This window comes from Streptomyces sp. NPDC057486 (genome assembly GCF_042802415.1).
GTDB classification, from domain to species: domain Bacteria; phylum Actinomycetota; class Actinomycetes; order Streptomycetales; family Streptomycetaceae; genus Streptomyces; species Streptomyces yanii.
In genome coordinates this window covers 1-25,661 of the sequence record NZ_JBHVEE010000143.1, presented here as the reverse complement: position 1 = coordinate 25,661, position 25,661 = coordinate 1, and the positions used below count along the sequence as shown (strand labels likewise).

At 66.7% G+C, this 25,661-nt stretch carries 24 protein-coding genes; 11 read left to right on the top strand and 13 right to left on the bottom strand.

What is annotated here, in order from left to right; translation table 11 throughout:
• Positions 1-137: 137 nt before the first annotated feature.
• Both ACFU6I_RS40040 and ACFU6I_RS40035 read right to left on the bottom strand, forming a co-directional pair.
• Positions 138-1,550, bottom strand: a complete 1,413-nt coding sequence (locus tag ACFU6I_RS40040) for a transcriptional regulator (protein WP_384376799.1) — start codon at positions 1,548-1,550, stop codon at positions 138-140.
• Positions 1,551-1,645: 95 nt separating this feature from the next.
• Positions 1,646-2,320, bottom strand: coding sequence for a hypothetical protein (locus ACFU6I_RS40035; RefSeq protein ID WP_384376796.1), 675 nt, complete (start codon positions 2,318-2,320; stop codon positions 1,646-1,648).
• Positions 2,321-2,550: 230 nt separating this feature from the next.
• On the opposite strand from ACFU6I_RS40035, the gene ACFU6I_RS40030 reads away from it, so the two are divergent.
• Entirely contained in the window at positions 2,551-3,327 is a 777-nt protein-coding gene (locus ACFU6I_RS40030) for a hypothetical protein (RefSeq protein ID WP_384376794.1), read from the top strand.
• A gap of 147 nt (positions 3,328-3,474) precedes the next feature.
• Positions 3,475-3,906, top strand: coding sequence for a very short patch repair endonuclease (locus ACFU6I_RS40025; RefSeq protein ID WP_384376802.1), 432 nt, complete (start codon positions 3,475-3,477; stop codon positions 3,904-3,906).
• Here the strand turns inward: ACFU6I_RS40025 and ACFU6I_RS40020 are convergent.
• On the bottom strand, positions 3,841-5,052 hold the full coding sequence (locus ACFU6I_RS40020) for a DNA cytosine methyltransferase (protein ID WP_384376791.1): 1,212 nt from the start codon (positions 5,050-5,052) through the stop codon (positions 3,841-3,843). The genes ACFU6I_RS40025 and ACFU6I_RS40020 overlap by 66 nt on opposite strands.
• Before the next feature lie 161 nt (positions 5,053-5,213).
• Between ACFU6I_RS40020 and ACFU6I_RS40015 the strand changes: the two genes are divergently transcribed.
• Positions 5,214-5,969, top strand: a complete 756-nt coding sequence (locus ACFU6I_RS40015; protein ID WP_384376788.1) for an HNH endonuclease — start codon at positions 5,214-5,216, stop codon at positions 5,967-5,969.
• 31 nt (positions 5,970-6,000) lie between these two features.
• Here the strand turns inward: ACFU6I_RS40015 and ACFU6I_RS40010 are convergent, their stop codons facing one another.
• Complete coding sequence (locus tag ACFU6I_RS40010) at positions 6,001-6,624, bottom strand: ATP-binding protein (RefSeq protein WP_384376785.1); 624 nt, start codon at positions 6,622-6,624, stop codon at positions 6,001-6,003.
• A 211-nt stretch (positions 6,625-6,835) separates the two neighbouring features.
• Here ACFU6I_RS40010 and ACFU6I_RS40005 point away from each other — a divergent pair, with 211 nt between their 5' ends.
• From ACFU6I_RS40005 to ACFU6I_RS39985, 5 genes are all read left to right on the top strand, one after another.
• The gene (locus tag ACFU6I_RS40005) at positions 6,836-7,681 is read left to right on the top strand and encodes a helix-turn-helix domain-containing protein (protein ID WP_384376782.1); all 846 of its coding nucleotides are present in this window, start codon (positions 6,836-6,838) and stop codon (positions 7,679-7,681) included.
• On the top strand, positions 7,681-7,893 hold the full coding sequence (locus ACFU6I_RS40000; protein WP_384376779.1) for a DUF397 domain-containing protein: 213 nt from the start codon (positions 7,681-7,683) through the stop codon (positions 7,891-7,893). The genes ACFU6I_RS40005 and ACFU6I_RS40000 overlap by 1 nt, the downstream gene beginning before the upstream one ends.
• A gap of 312 nt (positions 7,894-8,205) precedes the next feature.
• Positions 8,206-8,616 (top strand): hypothetical protein, encoded by a 411-nt coding sequence (locus ACFU6I_RS39995; protein WP_384376776.1) that lies wholly within the window; start codon positions 8,206-8,208, stop codon positions 8,614-8,616.
• Positions 8,613-10,745 carry a tetratricopeptide repeat protein gene (locus ACFU6I_RS39990; protein ID WP_384376772.1) on the top strand — a complete coding sequence of 711 codons (2,133 nt, stop codon included), beginning with the start codon at positions 8,613-8,615 and terminating at the stop codon, positions 10,743-10,745. The genes ACFU6I_RS39995 and ACFU6I_RS39990 overlap by 4 nt, the downstream gene beginning before the upstream one ends.
• Positions 10,746-11,733: 988 nt before the next feature.
• Positions 11,734-12,501 (top strand): hypothetical protein, encoded by a 768-nt coding sequence (locus ACFU6I_RS39985; RefSeq protein ID WP_384376769.1) that lies wholly within the window; start codon positions 11,734-11,736, stop codon positions 12,499-12,501.
• Between the two features lie 102 nt (positions 12,502-12,603).
• Here the strand turns inward: ACFU6I_RS39985 and ACFU6I_RS39980 are convergent, their stop codons facing one another.
• The 3 genes from ACFU6I_RS39980 to ACFU6I_RS39970 form a co-directional block, all read right to left on the bottom strand.
• Complete coding sequence (locus ACFU6I_RS39980; RefSeq protein ID WP_384376766.1) at positions 12,604-13,587, bottom strand: hypothetical protein; 984 nt, start codon at positions 13,585-13,587, stop codon at positions 12,604-12,606.
• Positions 13,588-13,905: 318 nt separating this feature from the next.
• Positions 13,906-14,931, bottom strand: a complete 1,026-nt coding sequence (locus ACFU6I_RS39975) for an NlpC/P60 family protein (protein ID WP_384376763.1) — start codon at positions 14,929-14,931, stop codon at positions 13,906-13,908.
• A gap of 614 nt (positions 14,932-15,545) precedes the next feature.
• Positions 15,546-16,628: a hypothetical protein gene (locus ACFU6I_RS39970; protein WP_384376760.1), complete on the bottom strand. Its 1,083-nt coding sequence runs from the start codon at positions 16,626-16,628 to the stop codon at positions 15,546-15,548.
• A 502-nt stretch (positions 16,629-17,130) separates the two neighbouring features.
• Here ACFU6I_RS39970 and ACFU6I_RS39965 point away from each other — a divergent pair.
• Positions 17,131-18,531, top strand: coding sequence for an amidase (locus tag ACFU6I_RS39965; protein WP_384376757.1), 1,401 nt, complete (start codon positions 17,131-17,133; stop codon positions 18,529-18,531).
• Positions 18,532-18,681: 150 nt separating this feature from the next.
• Here the strand turns inward: ACFU6I_RS39965 and ACFU6I_RS39960 are convergent, their stop codons facing one another.
• From ACFU6I_RS39960 to ACFU6I_RS39950, 3 genes are all read right to left on the bottom strand, one after another.
• A complete protein-coding gene (locus ACFU6I_RS39960) occupies positions 18,682-19,362 on the bottom strand; it encodes a DUF899 family protein (protein WP_384376754.1) in 681 nt (226 codons plus the stop codon).
• Between the two features lie 240 nt (positions 19,363-19,602).
• Entirely contained in the window at positions 19,603-20,364 is a 762-nt protein-coding gene (locus ACFU6I_RS39955; RefSeq protein WP_384376751.1) for a GNAT family N-acetyltransferase, read from the bottom strand.
• Positions 20,365-20,430: 66 nt separating this feature from the next.
• Complete coding sequence (locus tag ACFU6I_RS39950; protein ID WP_384376748.1) at positions 20,431-20,757, bottom strand: hypothetical protein; 327 nt, start codon at positions 20,755-20,757, stop codon at positions 20,431-20,433.
• Between the two features lie 479 nt (positions 20,758-21,236).
• Between ACFU6I_RS39950 and ACFU6I_RS39945 the strand changes: the two genes are divergently transcribed.
• Entirely contained in the window at positions 21,237-21,674 is a 438-nt protein-coding gene (locus ACFU6I_RS39945) for a cupin domain-containing protein (protein WP_384376745.1), read from the top strand.
• A gap of 60 nt (positions 21,675-21,734) precedes the next feature.
• Here ACFU6I_RS39945 and ACFU6I_RS39940 read toward each other — a convergent pair whose 3' ends face one another.
• The 3 genes from ACFU6I_RS39940 to ACFU6I_RS39930 all read right to left on the bottom strand — a co-directional run bounded on the left by ACFU6I_RS39940 (position 21,735) and on the right by ACFU6I_RS39930 (position 24,526).
• The gene (locus ACFU6I_RS39940; protein ID WP_384376742.1) at positions 21,735-22,283 is read right to left on the bottom strand and encodes a hypothetical protein; all 549 of its coding nucleotides are present in this window, start codon (positions 22,281-22,283) and stop codon (positions 21,735-21,737) included.
• 165 nt (positions 22,284-22,448) lie between these two features.
• Positions 22,449-23,027 (bottom strand): TetR family transcriptional regulator, encoded by a 579-nt coding sequence (locus tag ACFU6I_RS39935; protein ID WP_384376739.1) that lies wholly within the window; start codon positions 23,025-23,027, stop codon positions 22,449-22,451.
• Complete coding sequence (locus ACFU6I_RS39930; RefSeq protein ID WP_384376736.1) at positions 23,024-24,526, bottom strand: MFS transporter; 1,503 nt, start codon at positions 24,524-24,526, stop codon at positions 23,024-23,026. The genes ACFU6I_RS39935 and ACFU6I_RS39930 overlap by 4 nt, the downstream gene beginning before the upstream one ends.
• Before the next feature lie 177 nt (positions 24,527-24,703).
• On the opposite strand from ACFU6I_RS39930, the gene ACFU6I_RS39925 reads away from it, so the two are divergent.
• Positions 24,704-25,006, top strand: a complete 303-nt coding sequence (locus tag ACFU6I_RS39925) for a hypothetical protein (protein WP_266985198.1) — start codon at positions 24,704-24,706, stop codon at positions 25,004-25,006.
• Positions 25,007-25,661 lie beyond the last annotated feature (655 nt).

Below are 25,661 nucleotides of genomic sequence, written 5' to 3'. Positions count from 1 at the left end.
CTGGCCGCCCGCAGCGATGCGGGCAGCCAGCGAGGCGAAGTCGCTCTGGAGCCCAGACCGCGCACGCAAAAGCACGCGCGTCCGGGAGACATCGAAGCCGATCCGAAGCGACGGATCCATCAGGTCAGGAATCCCCGTCACTTCGCTCCGCCAGTCACATCGCGCAGCCAAGTGACTCCCTCGCCCGGAAGGGGGATGCTCTTGACGGCCTCAACGGCAAGCCGGCCCATGACCGTACGGAGACTGATCAGGGCATCGTCGAACGCGCCCTCGTCAAGGCTGCCATTTCCGCGGGCCAGGACTAGATCGGTGATGCACTGTTCGATGTCCTTGCAGGCGTCAGTCACCCGGTCCGGAGCCGCCTGCCGCTTCTTTCGCAGGCGGTGGTCTTTCCCTGCAAAGTCGATGGATTCTTCGAAGATTTCCCTGATTCCGTTGTACGCCTGAGAAGCAGTGGTCAACTGCTCTGGGGTGACCTCGTCATCTGCAACCTGAACAGCCTTGGCCTGTAGCACCTTGTCAGTCAGGGCACGAGCCGCGGCTACTTGGGCCCCTGCCGCTTGGACAGTCCTGTTGAGGCCGGGAATAGCAACAGCTGCGGGAGCTGTCGCGACAGGCTTGACGGACTCAGGGAGCCGCGGGTCAAGGAAGCGCGCCTGGAAGTCGGTCCCGATGTAGCGAACGTCCGTCTTGGAAAACTCAAATGCAATGGCCGCCAGCCGCGCCTCCTTGAGGAGGTCGGCCTTTTCTTTGTTCTTACCATGCTCCTTGTTGTACGTACGGTAAAGTTCGAACAGCTTCTCCTTCGCCTCTTCGAAATCCATGAGCCGAAGAGAAAAGCTACCATTAACGCTGCGCTGAACCAGATCTCGGAGCTGGCTAAGGATCCAGACATCGCGCTCGCACGCCGGCGAGGTAGTGTGGAAGCTGCGAGCGATGTCTGAGAGCGGTCGACCAAGCTTCATTTGCTCATCCAAGGCAAGCAAATGGTTGATGTAGGAGTAAGGGCGGCGCTCATCTGGACGCAGTTGGAGCGACAATTCCACGGCATGGATGTCTGCCCACGTGCACGAGGCAGGGAGCACACCAACTCTGATGCTGGAGACCCCCAACTCCGCCAGTGCAGCACGGCGAGTATTACCGTTAACAAGGATTCCATCGCGCGTGATCAGCCCGGGTTCATTCTGCTTATGCTCTCCCAGACTCTCCATCAGATCATTAAACGCAGGGTCACGCTTATGCGGATCCGCCGGGAGCGCGGTCAGCAAATAGTGCAAATATTCCTGACTTTCATCGCTCCATGCATCTGCCTGGAGCGCACGATCCTTGGCCGGATCGTAACTCCGCTGAGCGCGAATTCGATGAGTGCCAGGATTATAGAAGAGCTGATTGACTGGCACGTCAATAACTTCAATGTGCCTGGGATTTCCCCGAAATTCGACCGTCAGCGTCTCAGGCACCCCCTGCCCCTCGTGCACCTCTTTCAGCCGTTGCTCAACCAGGGTCCTGTTCTCAAGCGCAATCGGCGGGATACCAAGGTCCGTTGACATGCAATGCCTCCTTATGTGGTCACCTAAATAGAGCTGGGGGGGGGAGAGGGCGCGAGATGCTCGAAACGGCACCCCGCGCCGCAGGATGCAGCAGGTTACTGGAGAGCATCCCTGAACTGATCACGAGCTTCGGTCGGCAAGCTGCGGTACCCAGCCCACAAGTCCTCAATTTCACTGAACCCGCGGCTGTCCTGCTCGACCCATGCAGAGAGGATCTTCCTCTCAATCGCCGGCAGCTTGGCAATCCGGTTCACGAGATCGCCAAGGTCAGCGATCAGTTCGCGATCACCGATACGGCAGCGGTTGCACTCGATAACCAGCTGCACCTCGGTCCTGCCATCCGTAAGCCGGACCGCGCGCCGCGCGATATCGAGCTGCGAGGTGACGTCCGTGCCCACGTACTGCTCGCCAGGACCGATCCCGCACGAGCGACACTTGTGCCCGTCGGCCACGAGGAGCGAGCGCCGCTGAGTCGCCGTGACCGTCACGCCGGCCTTGCGGGTCGCCTTGCCGGGCTCCCACACCGGGGCGCCCTGCCGGACAAAACGTTGCTCGTGAGCGTCGAGTGTCACATCTTCGCGCTTCGTATCGATCTGCCAGTCGAAGTCACGCAGGTCCCGCATGCGACGGTCGATCTGAGACACGTCAGGGAAGGCCTCGCGCAGCTGCCCCTTCGTGAAGGTGTTGCCGACCCCAACCTCCTGGACGAGCCAGAGCCCAGCACGCTTCATCGTGCCCAGCTTCGTGCCCTCCCAGGACGGCATGTTCATACGCACAGATCACCTCTCGCATAGAGCGCACCATCCGACGATTCCGTGCAACAACATCGAACTTCATTGCCCCGTCGGCCTCTTCGTCCTAACTCAACGTCATCGACCGCAGGAGCGGAAGGCGTTGTCTGTCCCGGACCAAGTCGGGACAGACAACTCTCTATGTTCGGAGCTCTCAGAGTCCACAATCAGTTCGAGGACACAGCTAGCTGCCAGACCAAGGAGTTGGATTGCCGACACGTGGACGCTATGCCGATCTCGACGACCTGCCCGGACCGCCGCGAGACCTGGCGGACGCCGTCCGGGACCTCTGTGCCGCCATCAACATCTCGCTCGCAGGCATAAGCAGGGAGCTGGATCAGCGAGGGACAAAGCCCCACGTGTCGAGGTCTGTGCTGTCGGACCTGATCAACGGGAAGCGCAAGCATCCCAAGTCTCAGCCGCTCAAGGCCTTGCACGATCTGGCTTGTGAGCGTGCCAGCGACCAGGGCATCCCGATCAGGTCCTGGGACGATTTGGAGAAGCTACGAAGATCGGTGGTCGAGTACGCCTCGACGCCAGTAGCCCCATGCGCACGCTGTCCGGCGGCAACCTCCAGGCCGGACTCGACTGCTCAAGAGGAGTCGCCGTTCGAGAAGCCGGCTGGCTCTAGCGTGGAAGCTCAAGACGTATTGCCGGTCCCCTTCGAACAGGGGGACCGGCCACACATTCAAGTTTCAGGCGCGCAGTGGCCGGCTCTAGACGATGTCTCCATCCGCCTCGCAGCAGGAGACCTGGCAGGCGCTGCCGGCATCCTCCGTCACGTTGGCCTGGAGGCCACCCTCGATGAGGCCGCTCTCGCTATCGCCTCCAGCCGGCACCGTGGCCTGGCCGAGGCTACTGAGCTGATCCTCCGGTACGCATCGCAGCGCGACGACCGCGAGGTGATGCGGCTCGCAAGGAAGCTGCTCAGCAGAGACCAACAAATCTCTGCCGACATTCTGCTTAGCCTCGCACTCGACGCCTGAATACCTGTGGAGGCCACGCTCGGCAGCGATGCCTCCCCGGCACCGAGCCGCGAACGCCTGTTCCCCCCGTCCCTCCGAGATGAAGGAAGCGTCAGACTGGGATCTTGAACACGGAGGCGTCCATTGCAGAACGATGAACCCCAGTCCCTGCCGTCTGACTCTTGGGCCTCATCAGCCGCCCGGCGTCGGAACATGCAGGCGATCCGGAGCCGCGACACCAAACCGGAGCTGCTGGTCCGGCGGCTCCTCCATGCTCAGGGGCTGCGGTACCGGGTAGCGGCCAAGCCGCTACCCGGGCTTCGCAGGACGGCAGACATTGTCTTCCGCCCTACTAAGCTGGCAGTGTTCATCGACGGCTGCTATTGGCACGGCTGCCCGAAGCACTACGTCTCGCCGAAGACCAACCCTGGCTACTGGTCGGACAAGGTCGCACGGAACGTGACCCGAGACCGGGACACAGATGAACGCCTCCGCAAGGCGGGGTGGACCGTGCTCCGATTCTGGGAGCACGAGTCACCCAACGACTGCGCCCTCACGATCGCTGCTACGGTCCGTCGGCTCCGGGATAGCAGGCACTGAGAGATCGGCCAGCTTGAACAACAACTCGCTGTCGCGTTGTCTGGTCAGGGCGCGTTCCTCCCGTACCGATGCCACGACTCCGGCCTCGCGAGCCGCTTTGAGAGCAGCGACGATCTGTTCCCCCACCGCTTGAGCGACTGGCGGAGGGAAGGCATTCCCTACTTGCCGGTATGCGGCTGTCTTCTTGCCTGTGAACTTCCAGCTCTCCGGGAAGCCCTGGATGATCGCTGCCTGCGTCACCGTGAGCTTCGGTCCCGCCGCAGCAAACAGATCGCGGTCCTGGCTGTCCAGCCGCTCCATGCCCTCTGAGTCGTTCGCGACGCCGAGCCCGCATACACCCAGCGCTGCCCACGCCTTCTTTGCCCGGGTGGGACCAAGGTCAGCGCCGCCGTGCTTCTTAGAACCGCCAACAAGGGTGGGTGCAACGCCCTTCGATGCCCGGTCTAGCCATGTCTTGAACACTTCATCGGCTCGGGGGTCATCGACCTCGTCGTAGCGCTTTGCCATGCTCTTTTCCAGCGCTTCCCCGACCGTGACAAGCCGCCGGTCCTCAGGCTTCGTAGCGGCGAAGAATGGGATGTACTCCCTCTTCATCGCCACCAGAATCGCGCGGGGGCGGAGTTGCGGCACTCCGTAATTCTTCGCTTCCAGAACTTCCCAATAGCACTTTTCGTAGCCCATGAGCTCAAGGCGTTCCAGAAGCTCCTCCCGGTACCCCTGGAATTTCTCCTTCGGCTCCAAGAGTCCCCGGACGTTCTCGATCATCACGGCCTTGGGCTCAAGCTCATCGACGAGGTCGAGCATGGTTGGGAACAGATCCCGCTCGTCGTCCCGCCCCAGCTGCTTTCCCGCGATAGAGAAAGGCGGGCACGGCACACCGCCGGCAAGCAGGTCCAGGTCGCCCGCCTCAAGCTCTAGCTCCAGCCTCAGATCCAGCGGCTTGAGCTGCGTCAGGTCAGCCTGTTTGACCTTGCATCCCTCCCACTCCGCGTTCCCCTCCACGTTCGCCTTGAGGGTGGCTACCGCGTTCGTGTCGATCTCGATCAGCGCAAGATGCCTGAACAGCGCATTGTGCAGGCCCAATGCCTGCCCGCCCGCCCCGGCACAGATCTCAACCGAGGTGAACTCCCTCTTGGTGCTGATCATGCACCCTCCTTCCAGACTTGCCCGACTAGCGCCGATTGCCACCAGCCATCACAGAGGGTGACAGACTCCACTGACAACACGACCGTCCTCAAGTGTGCGGCACACATCATTACGCTCTGACCGCCCCACACGTGACAGCGAACACTCATACGATATGGCCCATGCCGAGAAGCCCTGCATGGACCCACGACGAGTTGCTGCTGGCCTGCGCACTCGTGGTCGAGAACGACTGGAATGAGCTCCGCGAGGGCGACTCTCGCATACTCGATCTCTCCGACCTGCTCCGCTCGCTGCCCATCCACGGAGGTGCAGCGCAGACCATCCCGAAGTTCAGATCCATCGGCAGCGTCAGCCGCAAGACTTCCGACCTGGCCTCGAACCACCCCACCTACAGCGGCACCCCCACCAAGGGTGGCCGACTGGACAAGGAAGTGATCGCCGCCTTTATCGCCCAGCCCTCCGAGATGCTTGGGGCTGCCGCTGCTCTGCGGCAGGGTATCGGCACGGGCGAGCTGCACAAGATCCCAGCAGATCCAGATGAGCTCGATGATGAGGGGAACTCGGCGATTGAAGGCCGCCTCCTCGCCCGATGGGCCCTGCATCGCGAACGTGACCGCAATCTCCGGGCTCGCAAGATCGCGTGGGCGCAGAAGCTGGGGCAGCCCCTGCAGTGCGAGGTCTGCACTTTCGATTTCGGCCGGTTCTACGGAGCCCTCGGCAAGGGCTACGTTGAGATTCACCACGTACTGCCCCTCCACATATCCGGCCCCAGCGAGACCAAGCTGGAAGACCTCGCCTTCCTGTGCGCCAACTGCCACCGCATGTGCCACAGAGGCCATCGCGGCGCATCATGGCGTACCCCGGCAGCCCTGCGGGCGGAGATTGAGAAAGCCGCCAAGGTCGGCGGGGCGGCGTAGCCGCCCGCCTTCGGCTCGTACGCTGCGCCCATCAGGCCGCCTCCGCCTCGAAGTGCATCTGCGCCCTGTCCAACAGGCCATCCGGGTCGCCGCCCCGAGCAGCGACCCAGTGGAGGAGATCAGCAATGAGGTCGGTGGAAGATTCCTCAAGGATCTGAGCCGAGCGACTCTGCAGCAGTAGCGGCGCTCCGACATCTCGCCGGTAATTCGCCAGGGCCGCCTCGGCCCGCCACACCCGGCGACATTGCAGCTCCGGGTCAGCTGAAAGCTCACACCAGACGGCTTTTCCCGTCGCAGTCAACAACGTGCCCCAGTCGACGGCCATGCCGGCAAGCAGATGAAGGCCCCGGCCGCACTCGTCGTCGCAAGCAGCCGATCCAAGAACCGGCACACAGTGACTCGTGTCATGGAGCTCGATCCGCAGGCGATGGCCCGCCGCCTCCAGGACGAGAGTGGCAGCGGCACCTCTCCCCACGTGCTTGATCACGTTGGCAGCCAACTCACTCACTGCGAGTTCGGCCTCTTCAGCGAAGGCCGACAGGCACCACGCCGCGAGCTGCCCTCTGACGACTCTCCGGAGGTCCCGAACCGCTGCGGGCTCGGCCTCGAATGGCAACACGCTGCGGAGTCGCGAACCATTGTCGTGTCCGGACATGCACTCTCCTTCCGGCGCCACTACAGCCCCGCACTCGCCGTATCCAACCGACTGCGCTGAGTGGCCAGGTTTGCGAGTATGGCAGCAAGAAGTCTCTTCATGAAACTTCTCACGAAAATCGATCGGGTGAATCCGGGCGCCGCCAACTGACCTCCGACATAGCCTTATTGGCGCCCAAGCGCCGCATGACTCGGAACGGAAGGCCCCCTCCATGTCCGTCAGGACCACAACACGACGCCGGCAGCTCGGCGCGATGATGCGCAAGTTGCGCGCACGGAAGGGCATGACGCTGGAGGAGGCCGGACGGCTCGTCGGGGTTTCAAAGGCCACTGTCAGCCGCTACGAGACTCAGGAAGGGCCAGTGAAATGGCCCATCGCGGACGCACTCTGTCGGCAGTACGACGCAACCGATGCGGAGCGGACTGCTGTGGTTGCCCTGGCGAAGGACGCCAAGCAGCAGGGCTGGTGGGGGCCGTACACCGACTCCATCCCCGCTGACATGAATCTTCTGCTGACGCTTGAGGACGAGGCCGTGCGCGAGGACCACTTCTCCTGCACTTACGTACCCGGCCTTTTGCAGACACGGAACTACAGCACAGCGATTCAAGGTGCCAGCGAGATGCGCCTGGCGCCCGAGGAGATCCAGCGTCTCGTGGATATCCGCATGAAGCGCCAGGAGATCCTGAGTCGACCCAAGCCACCGCACCTGTGGGCGATCCTCGACGAGTCAGTGATCCGGCGCGTAGTCGGATCCCCACGAATCATGCGCGATCAGCTGGGTCACCTGCTGGAAGCCAACGACTCGCAGCACATTACCTTGCAGATCCTGCCGTTCTCCAAGGGTGCTCACGGCGCGGCCTTGGGAAGTTTCGTGATCCTCGGCGGGGTCGAGACGAGCCTGGACGTCGTGTATGTCGACCTGCATGTTGGCTCGCTCTTCATGGAGAAGGACGAAGAACTCGACCGATACAGACTTGCGTTCGACTACCTGCGTGCACAAGCGTTGGACATGGCCACGTCGTCGGCCTTGATCGAGCGCGTTCGCGAGGAGATGTAATGCTTTCGGTTCCTCAATCCCCCAAGCCTCTCAGCTGGTTCAAGTCGTCATACAGCGGAGCGAACACGACCGAGTGCGTTGAGGCCGCCCACCTCCCACAGGCCACCGCGATCCGCGACTCGAAGTCCCCTGACCGTCCGATGCTGACGTTCGGCACCGCATCGTGGGCGGGGTTCCTCACAGCCGTTCGGCACGAACAGCTCGGCGCGTGATCAGCTCACCCTCTGTGAGGATGGCGTCTGACCCGCGAGATGCTGGTTTCCGTGTCTCCTGGGGGTCTCCCCGCCGCCAGCCGCAGTTTCCCGTGAGTCATCGCTCCGCCCGGCGCGCCTGTGGCACAGAAACCTCCTGAGCCGTCGCTTGGCCGGATCGGTCAGCGACGGCGGCCTGATATGCAGCGGCCGATCCACATGTGTCTTACCCGACCGCGCCACACGGTCCTTGTGCCTCAGATGTGTGCTGCAAGTGACTTCACTCTGACCTAGTGTGATGCAGAACAACCTCGTTGCGGGGATGGGAGCTTGATGGACCCGGAGATCACAGCACTGGCAGGAACTGCAGGCACAACCCTGGTTTCCTTGCTGGCCACTGACGCCTGGCAGGCTGCGCGGGAAGGGTTCGTGGCTATCTGGAGACGTGTCCGTCCCGATCGGGCCGATACCGTATCAGCAGAGCTCGAAGCAACCCGGGACGATCTGGTGAGGGCTCGGGACGATGGTGATCTGGAAACGGAGCAGGAGCTAGGGGCGGAGTGGCAGGGCCGCATTCGACGGCTGCTCAGCGCGCACCCCGAGGTTGGTGCCGAGTTACGCATTCTTATGGCGGAGTTGGATCCGCAGACTACCGTCACGACTATGGTCACCCAGCATGCCACCGCCTCGGGTCGGAGCCGGGTCTACCAGGCCGGCAGGGACATGCACATGGACCAGCAATGAATGGGCGTAACGATGCTCAGGCCGACGGCCATGGCCGCGTCTATCAGGCTTCGGGGGACCAACATATCGTCGAGCACCACCATCACGGACCCGAGTGGTCTGGACCAGCTTCTGTGCGCCGCCCGTCCATAGGGCGAGCCCCAGTGGTCCTCCGTGATCGTGTCGAATTGCTAGCGCCCCTGCGGGCGGCCGTCACCGCAGGTTCAGGCAATCAGGTATTCGTCCTGCACGGACTCGGTGGATGCGGTAAGACGACTGTTGCCTACGCGGTCTTTGAGCACGCGACCGGCGAAGGCGACCAAATCGGTCTTTGGGTAAACGCATCCGACACCACTTCGCTACGCGCCAGCATGCTGGCCGTAGCAGCCGACCGGGGAGCCACAGACGGCGAATTGGCGGCAGCACGCAGCGGGTTACGAGCAGCCGCTGACCTGGTTTGGGACTACCTTGACCAATCTGACCAGCCATGGTTGCTAGTGATCGACAATGCCGACGACCCTGCTGTCCTGCGAGATGGTGCCTGGCTGCGCGCCAGTCCCCGCGGCACCGTACTGGTCACTACGCGCCAGGCGGCAGCCCGCTGGTGGCCCGGCGCGGTGCTGCTCCATGTCAGCGTGCTTCCTCGCGACGCAGCTGCGCAGGTTCTTTGTGATCTCGCGCCCGGATCGGGGACTACCGACGAAGCCGCCGCAATTGCCGACCGGCTCGGAAGACTGCCTCTTGCGCTGACGCTCGCCGGCACATTCCTCGCCCAACAGGTGATTGATCCGTGGACGATGACAGAGTACGGAATTCACCTCGATGGTGGTCAGACCACTGACCCCATTGCGCTGATCGACCAAGGTGCCGAAAGTATCAGCGATGACTCACGCCACCTGGTGAGTCGTACGTGGAAACTCTCTCTAAATGCACTCACCGACCAGGGTCTCCCCGAAGCTCACGCTTTGCTGCGCCTGCTCGCTTGCTGGGCTAGCGACCCGCTGCCGGTCCGGCTTTTAGCCAAGGACGAACTCGATCCACACCTCCCAGCACCGCGTATCGAGTCGGCGCTGCGAGGGCTGCTCGATCATTCCCTTACTGAACTGATGCCGGGAAGCCCGCGATGTCTAAGCACTCACGGGGTCCTGCTCGAGAGTGTGGCCAAGAGTACGCCGAGGGATCAGCGTGGACTGCTCGTCTCGACGGCCGCTCAACTGCTCATGTCTGTCCTGCCAGAAGTTCCCGAACGCGGTTCGTCGGCCGCTCAGTTCAATCAGCTGTCGCCGCATGTGCTTGCGCTATTGCAACGAGCGGTGTCCTGGAAAGACCTTGGACGGTCAATCGTTGAAGTAGCCACAGAATGTTCATTGCGGCTCATGGTCGGTCTGCACCGTGCGGGGGACTACGCTTCAGCGCTTGCACTTGGAGGTGAGGCCGTAATCCTTGCAGAGGGGCGCCTGGGCGAGGGCCATGCCTTGGTCCTGAAACTGCGCCAACGCATTGGGCGGACACTTCATCGACTCGGTCGATTCGAGGAGGCCGAGGCCTTGCTCCGCGAGGTCCTGGAAGACTGTGAGCGGGTCTTTGGCCTGACGGCGCTGGACACCCTCGAAACCTGCCTGGCGTTGTCGCATCCGCTTTGGATGCTCGATCGAACGCCCGAATCCGTAGTCCTCATCCGGAGAGCTGTAGCTGGCCGAACGGACGTATTAGGGTCCGTACACCCTTTGACGATAATTGCAAGATATCACTTGCTTGGACTCCCGCCTGGGCCCGAGTTGGACGAGGAGGTCGCAGGAGGGCCAGCCCTGGTAGCGGACTGTCATAGCGAATTTGAGCCGGGCCACGGGGTCACGTTGATCGCCGAGCACGAGTACTCGTACGCCCTATTTTTCACGGGTCAGCCGACGGATGCTCTCCCCCGTGCTCGACGGGTCTTTGCCGCTTATGAGCGACGCCACGGACTTGATCACCCCATTACACAGAACGCTCGGGCACTTCTCAGCCAGATCCTCGCCGCACTAGGTGAGATCCCAGAGGCGATTGAGCACGCCGAAGCAGTCGCAGAAAAACGGATTCGAGTGCTCGGGCCAGCCCATCCGTGGACCGTAGTAGCCCAAGAGCGCCTAGCTAAGTATCGAATGTCTTAACGAACTTGAGAACCGTCATGGCGCGAGTCATCGTGAGTTCCAATCCCACACCCACCGCCAGGGCAATGAAAGTTGCGGGAGCCCGCCCCTTCCGATGGACCTACGACGGCACCCCACTCAAGGCCACCTGACCTCGCAGGAGTCAGTGCAGCGCTGCACTAGCCCTGGCAGCACGCCTGGACACACCTGTTCGGGCACCACCCCGCCAGCCAAGGGCTCGACCGCAACCGAACCGTGGAAAGGCTGGTCCGCGGCTACAACCTGACCTTGTCCAACCACCGACCTGAAACCGGCTTGAATCCGGTCAGAAGATCACTCCCGGGTAAGGGTAGAAGGTGGGGGGTAGAAGGTGGGGGAGTAGGCGGGGTAGGTGGGGGGTAGATGGTGGACCGTGGCTGCCATCCACACGCACCTGGGTGCCAGTCGCACCAGCTGTTTTTTGGGTGCGGCCTTTGATGCGGTGGTCTTTGCCGGTACCTGTGGGGCCGCCTGGGCTGCGGGCGCAGCTACTGAAAAGGCAAGCGCTGAGGCCAAGACGGATGCACACACGAACCCGGGAATTCGTCCACGCACAGTTCTGGTCATGATGAACCTCATCCTGTGGAGACCCCCGAGTTCTGCTGATCCCCCGTAACTCACGCTCCGCCTCTTGCTAGCACCTGGCAACCTCTCCGCGCTCACCCGGGTTGAAAGCGGCTGCGGCCGAGGATCTCGGGTCCCATGTAGCGGCGTTGTTCGGCCCATTCGTCGCTCTGCTCGGCCAGGACGGCGCCGTACGCGGTGGACGACTGGCGCAGAGAGTGTGCCTACACCTTGGGTATGCGGGCCTTCGACTACGGTTTCCTGCGGTTCCCGAAGACTGGTGGCCAGTGCTGATGGCGCCTGTTGCCAGTGCGCATTGAAGGGGCGATTTCAGGCCACAACACAAAGCCCCTTACGCTGCGACATGTCGGTCAGCAACGGTCGGCCGGAAACGAAGGGCGACACCATGACCTCAGAAGCCAACGCGCAGGGCACCGTCGATGCCACAACCGCATTGCTGCAGGCGGAACTTCCGCGCCTGGAAGAGCACCAGCAGGCTCTGGAGAAGGAACTCGCGACGGTCACCGAACGCCTGGAGTCGGTGCGCACCGCTCTGACCGCTCTGCAGGCGCTGTCCACCGCTCCCCCGGCACCGGCACCTGCGCTGGTCGGCAGTGAGCCCAGCGCCGTCCCCGCTCCGTCGGCGAACGCTGAGACGGAGACGGAGAACGTCGCCGCTCCTAGGATTCCGCGGCAGGCGCAGGGCCGCACCGCTGCTGTCGAGGCGGAAGCCCCGCAGGAGAAGGCAGCAGCCACCCCTGCTCGCCGTGCGGTCCGGAAGGCGCCCGTGACCAAGGGCCGCAAGCAGGCGCCCGCCAAGCAGAAGAGCGAGCCTGCCAAGAAGGCCGTCGTTTCCAAGGCCGCCAAGCCCGCGAAGGCCGTCAAGGCCGCCGAGCCCGCAAAGGCCGTCAAGCCCGCGAAGGCCAGGGCACCGAAGAAGGCTGCGCCCGCCGAACCGGCAGTCGACAACAGCGGCAGCCTCACCGAGATGGCCATGAAGGTCCTGGCCTCCTTCGGCGACACCCCCGTCCGTGCGCGTGACGTCACGAAGGCCCTGGGACGCGAGCTCACCCCCGGCAGCATCAACACCGTACGCAGCACACTCGACCGGCTTGTCGGCACTTCCCGAGCCCACCGAGCCGGCCGCGGCCTCTACCAGGCCCCCGCCAACTGACGCCTCCCCTGGGGGGTGCCGCCCGCACGCCCCTGTCACTGGCCGGAAGCCGTGACGGGGGCGAAGGGTGTTTCTCAGTCGCTGAGCTCGCTGAGGCTGTCGTCAGACACCATCGAGCGCGCCGGGCGGCGCCCCGTTGATCTTCGCGAACCGTTCCCGCCACGGGATGCGAGCGGGTTCCGGGGCGGGCGCGCCGTGGAAGGTCGCGTACGCGGCGGACTGGCGGCACGGGGCGCATTCCGTCTCGTCTCCCAGGGGGCGGAAGACGTGTTCCTCGCCGGGCGAGGAGCAGACGACCAGGGCAGCGGCCGACGGGGGCTCCGTCAGTGGCGGCGAGGCCGGTTCCGCGGGGAGCTTCTGGATGAGGCGGTAGCGCAGGAAGCCGACCGCCGAGCGCACGCCGCCTTCCGGGCGTTCGGCCAGGAGCGCCTGTCGCAGGTCGGACTCGCTCAGCCCGCGCTCCAGCCATTTGACCGCCTCCACAGCCAGTGCGCGGGCCTCCCGCATTCCCAGGTGCAGTTCGCGGCGGGTGTGGCGCAGCGAGAGCAGGACCCGTTCCGCGCGCTCCAGTTGGAGGGAATCAGCCGGACCCGCCTTCGGTTCGGGATCCGGGTCCGTCGTCGGCTCGGCTTCGGAGGGTGGGTGGGGAGTGGTCTTATCACTGTGGTCTTCTACCGGTTGATAGCCACCGACCGTCCGGGCGGTCGGTTCGCCGACTGCCGGAATCTGCGTACTCGGTGGCGGGGTTGCGGGCGAGGCGGCCCCTCGCAGGTGTTCTGCCTGCTCACTCGCCAGAGGGGTGTTCGCGACCAGTTGCTCGGTGACCCAGCGGCCTCGGTCGCCCTGACTTCGCCACTCGTGCACGTACCCGTACGCGACCAGCTGTTCTTTCGCCTTCTGGTACGCGCGGCCCTTGATGCCCAGCTTCCGGGCGAGTTCGCTCAGGGGCTTGCAGGGGGGCTCATCGGGAAGGCCCTGTACGTACAGGAGCAGGATCTTCGCGTCACTGCTCAGACGCGGATGGCGCACGACATCGTGCGATGCCTTCGTGAAGCGCCGAGACGGGGCGTTAACATGACGCAGCATTTCCGGTGGCTACTTCCACTGGTGATGAAGGCCCTCGGTCGGTGTTGGCGCACTGCCGGGGGCCGCTCTATGTGCGCACACACAGAGCGTGATGGTTTCGTCACCGTACCGCACCGTCGCCATCTCCCATCATGTGAATGGGACTTCACGCTGCACCCTCGGTGCCGGTCAGGCGAACGACGATGCGGCAACTCGTTCTCTGTGGGGAGCGGAGCAGTCGCGCATCGGGGAATTGAGGTCCGCCCCGTCGGTGACCTGTGGTCTCCGGCGGGGCGGGCTGTCTGTACGGGGCGCGGCAATTCGCCTGTTCGGGCGTGATCAGATGCGCACCGCGGTCTGGTAGCTGCCGATGGTGTTCATCGACTCGTAGCGAACGTAGGCGCCCGGGTACGGGGCGTGCAGCACGGTGTTGTTACCCGCGTAGAGGCCCACATGCGAGGTGTTGCTGAAGAAGACCAGGTCGCCCGGCTTGAGGGCGCTGCGCGCGATGCGGGTGCCCTGGTTGATCTGGGTGTACGTGGTGCGGGTGATCTGGGCACCGGCCTGGGCGTAGGCCCACTGGGTCAGGCCCGAGCAGTCGAAGGAGTTGGGGCCCGTGGCGGTGCGGACATACGGCTTGCCCACCCGGGTGGAGGCGGCCTGGAGGGCGGCGGCGCCGAGGGCGGAGGCGGGGGCCTCGTTGCCGAGTTCGACCCGGTCGCCGGCGGCGCGGCTGGCGCGCTGGTCGTCCTCGGCCATCTTGGCGCGCTCGGCGGCGGTCAGGGTGTTGAGCAGGCGCTGCGCCTCGGTGAGCTTGCCCTGGAACTTCTTCTTGTTCTCGCCGAGCGTCTTGCGGACGTCCGCGAGGTCGCCCAGCTTGTCCTGGGCCTCCTTGCGCTGCTGCGCGAGGGCCCGCTGCTTCTCCTGGATCTTCTCCAGCGACTCGGTCTGCTTGGCCGTCAACTGGTCGAGGGCCGAAGCCTGATCGAGGAAGGCGTCCGGGTCCGAGGCGAGGAAGAGCTGCACGGACGGGTCGATGCCGCCGGAGCGGTACTGCGCGGCGGCGAGCGAACCGAGGCCGCTGCGGAGCGTGTTGAGCTCCTGCTGACCGCGGGCCACCTTGTCCTGCAGCGCACCGACCTGCTTCTCGAGCTTCTGCTGCTGCTCCTTGGCCCCGTTGTACTTCTCGGTGGCCTTCTCCGCCTCGTGGTAGAGCTTGTCGACCTTCGCCTTGACCTCACTCTTGGTCGGCTTGGGGTCGGCGTGGGCGGCCTGGGAGGTCAGGGCCACGGCCGCAGCGGCGGTCGCGGTGAGCACGGTCACACGAGCGCGGCTCGGCTGCTTGGGACGACGGTGGGACGCCACGAAGGCGAGCTCCTTCTTCCTCGAGCCGCCTACCGGGCTGTGGAGGGACCGAAATCCCCGGCTCCGTGCACGTCACGGACTCGGCGGTTCCTTCGCTGCCACCCCGGATGGGTGATCAACCGTGCGAAGGTTCGAAGCCCGACCTTAGTGACCATCTTGTAATCAGTTCAATCCAATCTCGACACACGAGGTACTTCTTTACTCACAACACACGCCGTGTAGCGGCGACTTGACGGTCAGTTTCATAATTTCCGGCAAGTCGCAATCCATCTCACTAGACGCGCGAAAGTCACTTCGGGGGCAAGATGGACGCAATGGACTTGCCCCGTCTTCCCGCCACCCCGTCGGCCACCTCGCGATCGGTGGAGACCACCACGACAGGCGGTCCGGATGGTGTTTCCCGTCAGCCTTGGCACTGGACTCCTCCCGAGCTCTGCGGTCGATGAAGATGAGTAGAAGCATCACAGAGCAGTTCGGCGGTGACGCCAGCTCGACGCCTGAAGAGATCGAGGCCGGGATGCTGGAGAAGTCGAAGGAGTTCGCGGCGGCAGGCAACCGTGTGTACCTGCCGCTCGCGGAGACGGGCGGCAGGTCGGCCGATTGCCCCGGCCGCCTCAGCGGAGGGGGGCCCGCCAGGCCACCAGTCCCGGCCGGTCCGCCTCCGCGAAACCCACCGCGAACGGCTTGTCGCCGTCGTCCGTCACCAGGTGGATGCTGCACTCCGTCACGCTGTCGCCCGGCGGGATGGTCTGGGCGACCCAGTCGGACGGACAGCCGGGGATCTTCGTGTCGAGGACGAAGGGGGTCTTCCCCCGTATCTGCCGACCGCCCTCGGTGAGCAGGCGGACGAGGTCGGCCTGGTCGGCGTAGAGGCCTTTCGGGCCGGTGTTGGTGTAGGTGACCGACACGTAGTACGGGACGCCGCGCCGCTCGTTCTCGTTGAGGTCGAGGTCCAGGCCCGCGAGGTCGGCCGCGCTGCCTCGGCGTACGGACACCAGCGTGGCGGGCAGTTCGAGGACGCCGTCCTCGCGGGCGTCCCACCGGACGCGGACGATGTCGCCCGGTTCCGCCAGCCCGGCAGACGCCGCCTCGAGGCCGCCCTCGACGGGCCAGGTGGCGACCGCGCCGCCCTCGTCGAGGTAGCCGTCGGCGTTGTGCGTCAGCGACAGCACGCCGACGCCCTCGGGCAGCGCGTAGGTCACGCAGGTTTTGTACGAGTCGCCGGGCGCCAGCGTCTTCGGCGCGGTGTCCGCGCAGGGCAGGTCGACCCCGCCCGGCCTGCCACCGCTGACGTAGACCTCCTCCCCCCGCGCCCAGTCGGTGCCGTTCAGGGCGAAATTGCTGTCCACCATGTAGGCAGCGGGGATCCTCTCCCGACCGGTGTTGGTGACCTCGAAGCTGAGGTAGTGGGGGACCATGCCCTTCAGCTCTTTGTCCACGCGCGCCCCCCGCATGTCCTCCTCCGAGCCCCGGACCAGGCTCTTGACCGTGATCCTGACCTCGTACGACCGGTGGTCGGTGTCCGTGTGGACGACGTCCCGTGCACCCGTCCGCACCGGCAGGTCCGTCCAGGAGGCAGGCCTCTCCGCGGCTCGCTCCACGGCCCCGCCCGCACCCTGTTCTCCTATGCACCCGGCGAGGAGGGGTATCGCCGCCGCGCCCATGGCGGCCTTCTTGACGTAGTTGGACAGGCGCATGGACTTCCTTGCCGCACGATGATCCGGATCCGCCGGAGGACTGACGCATCGTAGGACGTCGCACCGGAGGGGGAGGCCGCGGGTGAAGGGCTCGGTGCGGTTGCTGTCACTTCCGGCCCTGAGCGGGAGTCTGGCCGAGCCACAGGACCACGAGAGGCTGGTCACACTGCGCGCTCAACGCCGCCACACGCGTACAGCTCTCCACTGGAGGAGGCAGGCCAGTGCTGTCCGCCCTTCTGTTCGCTGAGTTTCAGGCCCGGAGATCGTCTCCCGGTCGAGGACGGTGAGGCTGACACGCTCGGCCGCCCGGCCCGGGCGTCGGCAACCGGTCGCGCCCCCGCTCGCCGGCCGGGGACCGGCCCGGCACGTCCGGCTCCACCCGCGCCGCGTACGCGACTCGGTACGAGGATCGAGCGCGATCGAAACCCACCCGGGATTACCGTTCGGTAACACGGGTGCGCGGGGGTTGGCGGCGCACGCGGCGAGGGATTGACTCGTCAACATGACTGAGTGGACCGGCCGCACCGCCGTCGAGATCGCCGCCGCCGTACGCGAAGGGCGGGCGAGCGCGGCCGACGTCACCCGCCGGCACCTCGACCGCATCGCCCGGCTCGAACCGGGCTTGTCCGCGTTCCGGCACGTGCGGGCGGAGCAGGCGCAGGCCGAGGCGGAGGCAGTGGACCGGCGGGCCGACCGCGCCTCCCTGCCGCTCGCGGGAGTCCCCGTCGCGGTCAAGGACAACATCGCGGTCGCGGGCGAGCAGGCCCGCATGGGATCCGCTGCCACATCGTCGGATCACAGCCCCACCGATCACGTCATCGTCCAACGGCTGCGGGCAGCGGGCGCCGTGGTGGTCGGTCTGACCAACGTGCCGGAACTCTGTCTGGTCCCGATGGCCGACAGCGTCTACGGGATCGCGCGCAATCCCTGGAACGAGGAGCGCACGCCCGGCGGCTCCTCGGGCGGCAGCGCGGCCGCGGTGGCTGCCGGTCTGGTCCCACTCGCGCACGGCAACGACGGGTTCGGCTCGATCCGGATCCCCTGTGCCTGCTGCGGGACGATCGGGATCAAGCCGGGGCCCGGCGTCGTGCCGCACGCGCCGGACGACCCCACCTGGTTCGACCTGGTCGAGAACGGCCCGATCGCGACCACGGTGCAGGACGCGGCCCTCGGACTGGCCGTGATGGCCGACGAACCGGGCTTCGCGCAGCTCGGCCAGGTGGGGACGCTGCGCATCGGCGTATCGGTCCGGTCGATCTCGCCCGGCTTTGCGATCGCGGCCCAGTACCGCCGTGCCGCGCTGGAGACCGGGACGCTGCTCAAAGGACTCGGGCACACGGTGTCCCGGCACAACCGGCGCTATCCGGCATGGCTGGGACCCGCGTCGCTGAGCTCCTGGTTCGCGTCGGCCCGCGCGAGCGCTGCGGGACTCGACCGCGCCGGACTCGACCGGAGCACGCGCCGACTGGCCGCGGTCGGCAAGGCGTTGGCAGCCCTTCACCTGGACGGGGCGCACGGGCGCGACCGCTGGCGCACCGACGCCGCGGAACGTTTCTTCGGGCAGATGGACGTGCTGCTGCTCCCCGCGCTCAGCCAGCCGGCGGCGCAGGCCAAACGGTGGGGCGACGCCGGTGGGCTGCGCACCACGGCAGTCAGCACCCGTACGGCCTCGCTGTTCGGCTCCTGGAACATCGCGGGCTGGCCGGCGCTCGCGGTTCCCGTGGGTGTGGGCGTCGACGCCATGCCCGTCGCGGTGCAGCTCGTGGCCAAGCCCGGCGGGGAGAAGTTGCTGCTGGAACTGGCCGCGCAGATCGAGGCGGCCAAGCCCTGGCCGCGGCACGCCCCGCGCTATGCCGCACACAGGGACGGCAACAGGGACGCGGCGGTCGCCGGGGAAAGCTGACCGGGGCAGGAAGCCGACAACCACGAGCGGCTACTGAACGCGCACCTGCCGCGGCATCAGTCCGACGCGCCCTGTCCGCGCGGCTCCGGCGGCCCACAACCGACCCACGGGCGTGAACCGCCGGACGTGCCCCGGCCGAGGGCTGTCACGCTAGTAGCTGAGTGCGGGGAACCAGTCGTCCCGACCTTGGCGCGTGAGGTCGAGGAGGTGCCACACCGGGCTGAGCAGGTCGATGCCGCGTTGGTCGATGTCGTCGGACATGCGGGGGTGCACGGAGTAGAAGTGGTGCACCGACCCGTTGCTGTCGCGGGTGAACACCGACACCGTCGAGTCCTGGTTGCCTTCGGTGTCCTCGCTGCCGAGGTCGTATTTGAAGGTGCTCGCCCCGGCACTGAGCAGGCGCAGGTTCGTCCACTGGCGGTTTCGGGCGTGCGCGCGCAGCACGGGCAGCTCGGCTGCGGCAACGACGGCGAAGTCGACGTTCTGCGCAACGTGGGGGGCGATTCCGTTGAACCCGTCGATCCACATCGTGCACATGGGGCAGGGCTGGGTCTGCTGCTTGCCATACATGAATTGGTAGATGACCAGGTCGCGCCCGGGCCGGGTGAACAGCTCACTGAGTCGCACGGTTCGCGTCGGCGCGTCACCGGCGTGCAGGTCCGCGGGGCCCTCTTCGAAGAGGTAGTCGTCGACGACAGGTCCCGGCGGCAGCCGCCGACGCAGGTCGGCGACTCGTTCGCGATGGCGCATCAGCTCGATCTCGGCGTGGCGCAGCTCTTCGCGGGCGGTGACGTACTCGGCCGACTCCCCAGTGAGATTCGTCTGGTGCATCGCTACCTCCTGGACGGCTGCCGAAGCGCGCAGCTGCTGCCCCCCTGACCGTCATCGGCCCTGCCCACCATTGTCTGCTCGCGCACAGGGCCTCGCCAGGCGGCGAACCGGGGGCTCCCCTCGGCGGCTGCCGGGCAGGAGCCGCACCAGGCCGTGCGCCGACGCCCGACTGCCGTCGGGGCCGTGACTGCTTCGGATCATTCGACAGCCGACGCCGCCCTCCGAAGTCCGAAGCCGCCCTCAGCCGCGTTCGAAGCGGTGCGACTGCCCGATGGACGAGAAGCCGCGGCGCTCGTACCAATGGCGTGGCCAGTCGTCCGCGTCGGCGATCAGGAACCTCGTACCGCAGTCCGCGTCGGTGGCCATGCGCAGGGCTGTGGCCAGGACCGCGTCGGCGTGGCCGCGGCCGAGGTGGGTCTCGGAGGTCATCAGGTCCTCGATCTGGGCGATGCCGGTTGCCGGGTCCAGATAGAGGTCCGCCCACGAGGCGACCTCACCCTCGTCCGTGCGTGCCGCTATGAAGTGCACGGCGTCGGCGCCGCGACGGCGGGTCTCGCGGCGGTCGACGAGGTGGCGTACGACCGTGTCGTCGGCGTCGGGGAGGAAGCCGCGCCAGCGCCGGGTGAGCGGCGCACGGATCGCGTCGAGGTCCACCGCCTCCACGTGGCTGCCGCCCGGCACCGGACCTGTGTGTGCCATGACCAGTTGGACGGAGTGGGTGTATCCGGCGCGGATCAGCGGCTCCGCGCACGCCCTCCCCGTCTCGTCGTCGAGGAAGGAGATCCGTCGGAACGGCAGATGTACCAGCGCCTCGTCCGCGATGCCGGGCAGCGTCTCGGGGGCGGCGGGCCCGTCGATGACGACCTGGTTGTTCGCGTGCGAGTGCGCGAAGGCGTCGTCGAGGACGGCGAATCCGCCCGGGAGGTCGATGGTCCGCGCGGCCTGGCGGCGGGCGAAGGCCGAGAGGAAGGCCTTGATCGGCTGCAATTCTGGGAGTGGCATGGGGCGAGCTTAGGGAGCCGTGGACCGTGGGCGCCTTCGGATTTCCCGGCCCGAGCAGCCTCCTGGTCAGCGGGAAGCCGAAGCCCTGCGGTTGCGCACTGCCTTGACCGTGACGGTCACGGCCACCGCCACGATCACGATCAGCGCGATCGCCCCGATCGCCGGCCGGCCGCCCTGGTTGAAGATCGCCGAGCCCAGCATCAGAGCGACCATCGGCACGAACTGCAGCGCCACCCACAGCACGATGAGGCCGATGGCCACCCGGACGACGAACGAGAAGCTCGGTCGCCTCATGTCCTGTACGGCGCTCTCCAGACGTGCCAGGTCCGAGGCCATGCGCTCCTGACTCTTCTCCAGTGCCGCCAGGCGTTCTTCGAGTTCAGGGGTGACCATGAGCATGACTCTAAGGGGCAGGGAAGCAGGTGGGCCATCACCGCAGTCCGGGCATGATTTCCTCGGCGATCCGGCCGAGCGCGTCGGACAGCTGCCCGGCGAGCGGCATCGGGCAACAGGCGCCATGTCCGAGCCGATGCGAGACTGACCGTGCAGACCGGGGTCCGGCTGCAAGACGCCGCCGTCACCGGGCGTTTCCATGCTCCACCCCGGCGGCTTCGTGCGTTCCGTCCGGCACTTGGGGCCGGCGCCAAGGACAGCTGGGCTGCGGCGGCGACCACGTGGTCCGAATGGCGGCGATGTCGCGCATCACGAGGGCATTCGGTCGTAGCTGCCGAACAGGCGCGGCAGCAGTAACAGCGACAAGCTCTCCGCCCCGTCCGAGCCGCATGGGCCGTCATTCCCCACAGGGGTGATCGAACCTCGCTGTTTGACCCGGGCGGCTCCACAGACCGCCATGCACCACTGGAGGCTTCACCATGTCGAGCACCGAGCCGGCGAACACGGAGCAGGGACCGCGGTCCGACGCGTGGAAGACCGCGCTGACCGTGCTGCAGACGGCAAAGCCGCCCTACATCCCGGAGGGGGTCGAGGCGATGACCGTTCTCGTCGAATTTCCCCCGGGCGACCCCGGCACACCTCCGCACCGGCACTCGGGCCCGGCATTCGGCTACATGCTGGAGGGGGAGATGCTCTTCGAGCTCGAAGGCGAGCCGGAGCGCGTGATCAAGGCCGGGGAAACATTCTGGGAGCCGGGCGGCGACGTCATTCACTATCAGGACGGAAACAACCGGACGGACTCCCGGAGCCGGTTCCTCGTGACGATGCTGTGCGCGCCGGGTCAGCCCATGCTGACGCTGGTCGACGACGAGGAGCTGGCACAGCGTAAGGACCGGCGGGCTCCGCGTCCTGCCTGACGGCGGCGGTGAACTCGGCACGCGAACGGCGGGCCGGGTGCCGTGGACGGCGCGGCCCCGTCAGCGGTAGTCCTCCGGGTGGCCCTGCATCCAGGTGTTGATGCGGTCGCGCGTGCCGAACAGCTCGGAGCGGTGCTTCTCCAGATTGTCCGTGGAGGTGTCGTCCTTCATGGACGTGCGCAGGGCGGCCAACCACGCCATGGGCTCCTTGAAGTGGCCCGGGCCGTTCGGGTACGCCTTCATCGACGCTTCCAGGCCCATCAGTTGGTCACTGATCCGGCCCAGGACGTAGCCGCAGTCGCCCGCGCCGGGGGTGCAGGTCTCGTCCAGGGTGGCCTGGAACGTGGCGAAGGCGTCGCGGACCTGTGCCGGCCTGGTCGCGAGCGTCCCGGATGCGGCGGCGGCCTCCGCGGCGGCTGACGCCTCGGCGTCCGCTTCCACCTGCGCCGCGGCCGCCTTGGACGCGGCTGCCGCGTTCGCCGACGGCGCCACGTACGGGACGTCGCCGCCGGGCCCTTCCGTCGTGTCGACGCTGCTGCAGCCCACCAGGAACGCACCCAGAAGCAGCGGCAGCGCTGCGGTGGCACGTGTGAACGTACGGACAGACATGAGGCCCCCCTCGCCGAATGGCCCAGACCATACCTCACGGTCGGTCGCACCACGCGGGCCATGAACTCCGCGATCTGCGCGCACAGTTTGCCCTGCCGGTCCAGGTGCACGTCCTGTCCCGCGCGCCGGGGACCACGCACACCGCACCGGCGGATCGTGCCGCCCTCAGCCCGTGATCAGGGTCTGGAGCGCGGGCGCGTACAGGTCCGCGAGGTGTTCGGGGGTGGCCAGTGCACCCGCACCCTCGCGGTGCAGGCTCAGGGTGGCGCCGAGGCCGAGGAGGTGGCCGGCGATCAGTTCGGCGCGCAGGGCGCGTTCGTGGCCGGGGAGTCGGGCGGTGAGCGCCTCGGTGACCTGTTCGTGGAAGCGGTCGCGCAGCAGCGACCGTTCGTCCCGGTTGCCGAGGGAGAACACGACGCGCAGGAGCGGATCCGTCTGCTGTTCGCGGCGGCGGCGCACGAGCGTGATCACCATGTGGCGGCCGAGCTCGTCCAGCGGGGCGTCGAAGAGCTCCTCGGCAGCCGGGCCGAAGTCGGCGACCGTCTTGAAGAGTTCTTCCTTGCGGCCGAAGTGCTTGACCACCAGGGAGGGGCTGACTCCCGCGTCGGCGGCGATCCCCCGGATGGTCACATCCGCGTACGGGCGCTGGGTGAACGCCCGCCGGGCCGCCCGCAGGATCGCGTCCCGGCCCGTGCCGGGGTCGGTGGGGGCCGGAGCCGGAGCGGTGGCCTGGCTGCCGGTCATGCGCCCTCCTCGATCGTGATCGTCCGCGCACCGCCCTTGCGGCCGTCGCGGCTCTCTCCGACCGTACCCGCCCCGGCCGTACGCCTGCCGGGCAGGAACAGCGTGACCGTCAACGCCAGCAGCGCCGCGCCCGCCGCGATCAAGAAGACCAGCTGATACGCGTGGAGCGTCGGAGCCGTCCGGCCGCCCACCCGGAACGTGAGGTTGGTCAGCACGGCGGCCACCGTCGCGCTGCAGAACGCCTGCCCGATCGATCTCATCAGCGTGTTGAGACCGTTGGCCGCGCCCGTCTCGCTGACCGGGACCCCGCGCATCACCAGCGCGGGCAGCGCCGAGTACGCGATGGCCGTGCCCGACGCGACGACCGTCGCGCCGGCGATGATCAGCCACAGGCTGTGGCTGGTGAAGTAGCGCACCACATAGCCGACGGCGATGATCGCGGCCGCCAGCATCAGGCTGACCTTCGGTCCGTACCGTGCGGAGATCCGGGCCGAGACCGGCGAGAGCGCCACCATCGACACGCCGCCCGGCAGCAGGCACAGTCCGCTGACGACGAGCGAGGCACCGAGCCCGTAACCGGTCGCCTTCGGCTCCTGCACCATCTGCGCGGTGACCAGGGAGTTCGCGTAGAAAGCGAAGCCGATCAGCAAGGCGGCGACGTTGGTCAGCAGGACGGCCGGGCGGGCCGAGACCCGCAGGTCGACCATGGGCGTCGTCACGCGGAGCTCGTACGCGCCCCAGAGCAGCGCCACCACGACGGCGCCGACGAGCAGCCCGACGGTGCGGGCGGACGTCCAGCCCCAGTCGGCGCCCTGCGTCACCGCGAGCAGCAGACAGACCAGCGCCGCGGACAGCCCGAGCGCGCCGACGGCGTCGAAGCGGCCGCGGGTGCGCAGCGGGGACTCGGGAACACAGCAGAGCACCAGCACGATGTCGATGACTCCGATCACTCCCGACACCCAGAACATGGTGTGCCAGTCGAAGTGTTCGACGACGAGCGCGGCGACCGGCAGCCCGACGGCCGCGCCGATGCCGAGCGTCGAACTCATCAGGGCGACCGCGGAGAGGACCCGCTCGGGCGGGAGTTCGTCGCGCAGGATGCTGATGCCCAGCGGTACGACGGCGAGCGCGGCACCCTGGAGGGCGCGGCCGGTGATCAGCACGCCGATGTGGGAGCTCACCGCGCACAACACGGAACCGATGACCAGCACCACGAGCGAGGCGACGAGCACCCGCCGCTTGCCGTACATGTCGCCGACCCGGCCCAGGACGGGCGTGAAGACGGCGCCGGTGAGAAGGGTGACGGTGACCAGCCAGCTCGCGGCGGCGGGGGTCGCGCCGGTGAGGGCCGGGATGTGCGGGAGCAGCGGGACGACGATCGTCTGCATGATCGCGACGACGACCCCACAGAAGGCGAGGACGCCCACGGCGAAACGGGGGTGGTACGGGGCCGGGGTCGGGGCGGCCGACCCGTCGGGGACAGAGGTGTCCGCGGGCATGCGATCTCCGTGGGGTGCTCGGCGGTGGCAGCGGAAGCCAGGGGTGCACAGATGTTCACCTCGCAGGGTAAACGCTTGTGCACCCCCTGGCGAGTCGGGGCGTCCGCCCGCCGCGCTAGCCTCGGAAGCCGCAGCACGAGAAAAAAGCCACGACACGAGAAGGCGAAGGTGGCGGCGATGGCAAAGGTTCCTACGGCGGCAGTTGCGGCGAGCGGACTCGTCGGCGGGTACGCGGTCGCGCGGTGGACCAAGAAGCGGCCGCTCGGCGGGGTCGCGCTCGCCGCAGCGGGCACGGTCGCCGCGTACGAGTGGAACCGACAGGCCGGACCGCGTGCGGCCACCGCTCTGACCACGGCGTACGTCGCCGCGTTCGCCGGATCGCACCCTCTGGCCAAGAAGCTCGGCGCCTGGCCCGCCGTCTTCACCGTGGCGGGCACCGTCGCCGCCGCTTCGTGGGCGGTCACCCGCCGCGCCGCCTGAGCGCGTTCCCTCGAAGGCGTGCCCGACCCCAGGGCTCTGAACCGGCGGGTCCGGTCACCGCGGCTTCAAGGGGGAGGGGAGATCAGCTGCCCCCTCCCTGCGCGAAACGCCTGCGGGTGAGACGGCGGGTCATGGCGGCGCGGAGAGATTTTCGCGCGGGCTGAACGCGAGAGCGGCGGGGCGCGTATTCAGGAGCACTCCCCCGCGTAAGCCGGGTGCGCACCCGTTCGACAGGCCGGGTGCGCACCCGAAACCCGCACAGGAGCCGGCGCACGCGCGCCGAACAGCATCAGCAAGGCCTCTGCGCCCGCAACCGCGACTGACTCTGCTTGCACCCCACAACCAGCGCCGTTCCCGCCCCTCTACCGCCGTGATGATCATGTGCGCAACGATGACCGGCGGGGCGATGACGTCCCGGTTCCAACAACGCCCCGCAACCCATGGTTCAGCGACTTCGCTCGTTCGCAGCCGTGTCATGCGTTCGTCACGGCGCAGGAGTGTCGGTTGAACCAACGAGCCATGCCGATAAGGATATCGTCGTACCAGATCATTTAGCTCGACAGGGGGAAGCGAATGAAGTTCGACATGGGGGCGCAGGTCCTGTCGACTCTGACGTCGAAGTCGCGTGGCTCGAGTGATGACTTGGGCACGTTGA

Coding starts and splice junctions, on each gene's coding strand:
- ACFU6I_RS40005 (WP_384376782.1), top strand. CDS start 6,836: ATGTCCGTCAGGACCACAACACGACGCCGGCAGCTCGGCGCGATGATG.
- ACFU6I_RS40000 (WP_384376779.1), top strand. CDS start 7,681: ATGCTTTCGGTTCCTCAATCCCCCAAGCCTCTCAGCTGGTTCAAGTCG.
- ACFU6I_RS39995 (WP_384376776.1), top strand. CDS start 8,206: ATGGACCCGGAGATCACAGCACTGGCAGGAACTGCAGGCACAACCCTG.
- ACFU6I_RS39930 (WP_384376736.1), bottom strand. CDS start 24,526: ATGCCCGCGGACACCTCTGTCCCCGACGGGTCGGCCGCCCCGACCCCG.
- ACFU6I_RS39985 (WP_384376769.1), top strand. CDS start 11,734: ATGACCTCAGAAGCCAACGCGCAGGGCACCGTCGATGCCACAACCGCA.
- ACFU6I_RS39925 (WP_266985198.1), top strand. CDS start 24,704: ATGGCAAAGGTTCCTACGGCGGCAGTTGCGGCGAGCGGACTCGTCGGC.
- ACFU6I_RS39970 (WP_384376760.1), bottom strand. CDS start 16,628: ATGCGCCTGTCCAACTACGTCAAGAAGGCCGCCATGGGCGCGGCGGCG.
- ACFU6I_RS40035 (WP_384376796.1), bottom strand. CDS start 2,320: ATGAACATGCCGTCCTGGGAGGGCACGAAGCTGGGCACGATGAAGCGT.
- ACFU6I_RS39980 (WP_384376766.1), bottom strand. CDS start 13,587: ATGCTGCGTCATGTTAACGCCCCGTCTCGGCGCTTCACGAAGGCATCG.
- ACFU6I_RS39990 (WP_384376772.1), top strand. CDS start 8,613: ATGAATGGGCGTAACGATGCTCAGGCCGACGGCCATGGCCGCGTCTAT.
- ACFU6I_RS39955 (WP_384376751.1), bottom strand. CDS start 20,364: ATGCCACTCCCAGAATTGCAGCCGATCAAGGCCTTCCTCTCGGCCTTC.
- ACFU6I_RS39935 (WP_384376739.1), bottom strand. CDS start 23,027: ATGACCGGCAGCCAGGCCACCGCTCCGGCTCCGGCCCCCACCGACCCC.
- ACFU6I_RS39940 (WP_384376742.1), bottom strand. CDS start 22,283: ATGTCTGTCCGTACGTTCACACGTGCCACCGCAGCGCTGCCGCTGCTT.
- ACFU6I_RS40010 (WP_384376785.1), bottom strand. CDS start 6,624: ATGTCCGGACACGACAATGGTTCGCGACTCCGCAGCGTGTTGCCATTC.
- ACFU6I_RS40020 (WP_384376791.1), bottom strand. CDS start 5,052: ATGATCAGCACCAAGAGGGAGTTCACCTCGGTTGAGATCTGTGCCGGG.
- ACFU6I_RS40040 (WP_384376799.1), bottom strand. CDS start 1,550: ATGTCAACGGACCTTGGTATCCCGCCGATTGCGCTTGAGAACAGGACC.
- ACFU6I_RS39960 (WP_384376754.1), bottom strand. CDS start 19,362: ATGCACCAGACGAATCTCACTGGGGAGTCGGCCGAGTACGTCACCGCC.
- ACFU6I_RS39965 (WP_384376757.1), top strand. CDS start 17,131: ATGACTGAGTGGACCGGCCGCACCGCCGTCGAGATCGCCGCCGCCGTA.
- ACFU6I_RS40015 (WP_384376788.1), top strand. CDS start 5,214: ATGCCGAGAAGCCCTGCATGGACCCACGACGAGTTGCTGCTGGCCTGC.
- ACFU6I_RS39945 (WP_384376745.1), top strand. CDS start 21,237: ATGTCGAGCACCGAGCCGGCGAACACGGAGCAGGGACCGCGGTCCGAC.
- ACFU6I_RS39950 (WP_384376748.1), bottom strand. CDS start 20,757: ATGGTCACCCCTGAACTCGAAGAACGCCTGGCGGCACTGGAGAAGAGT.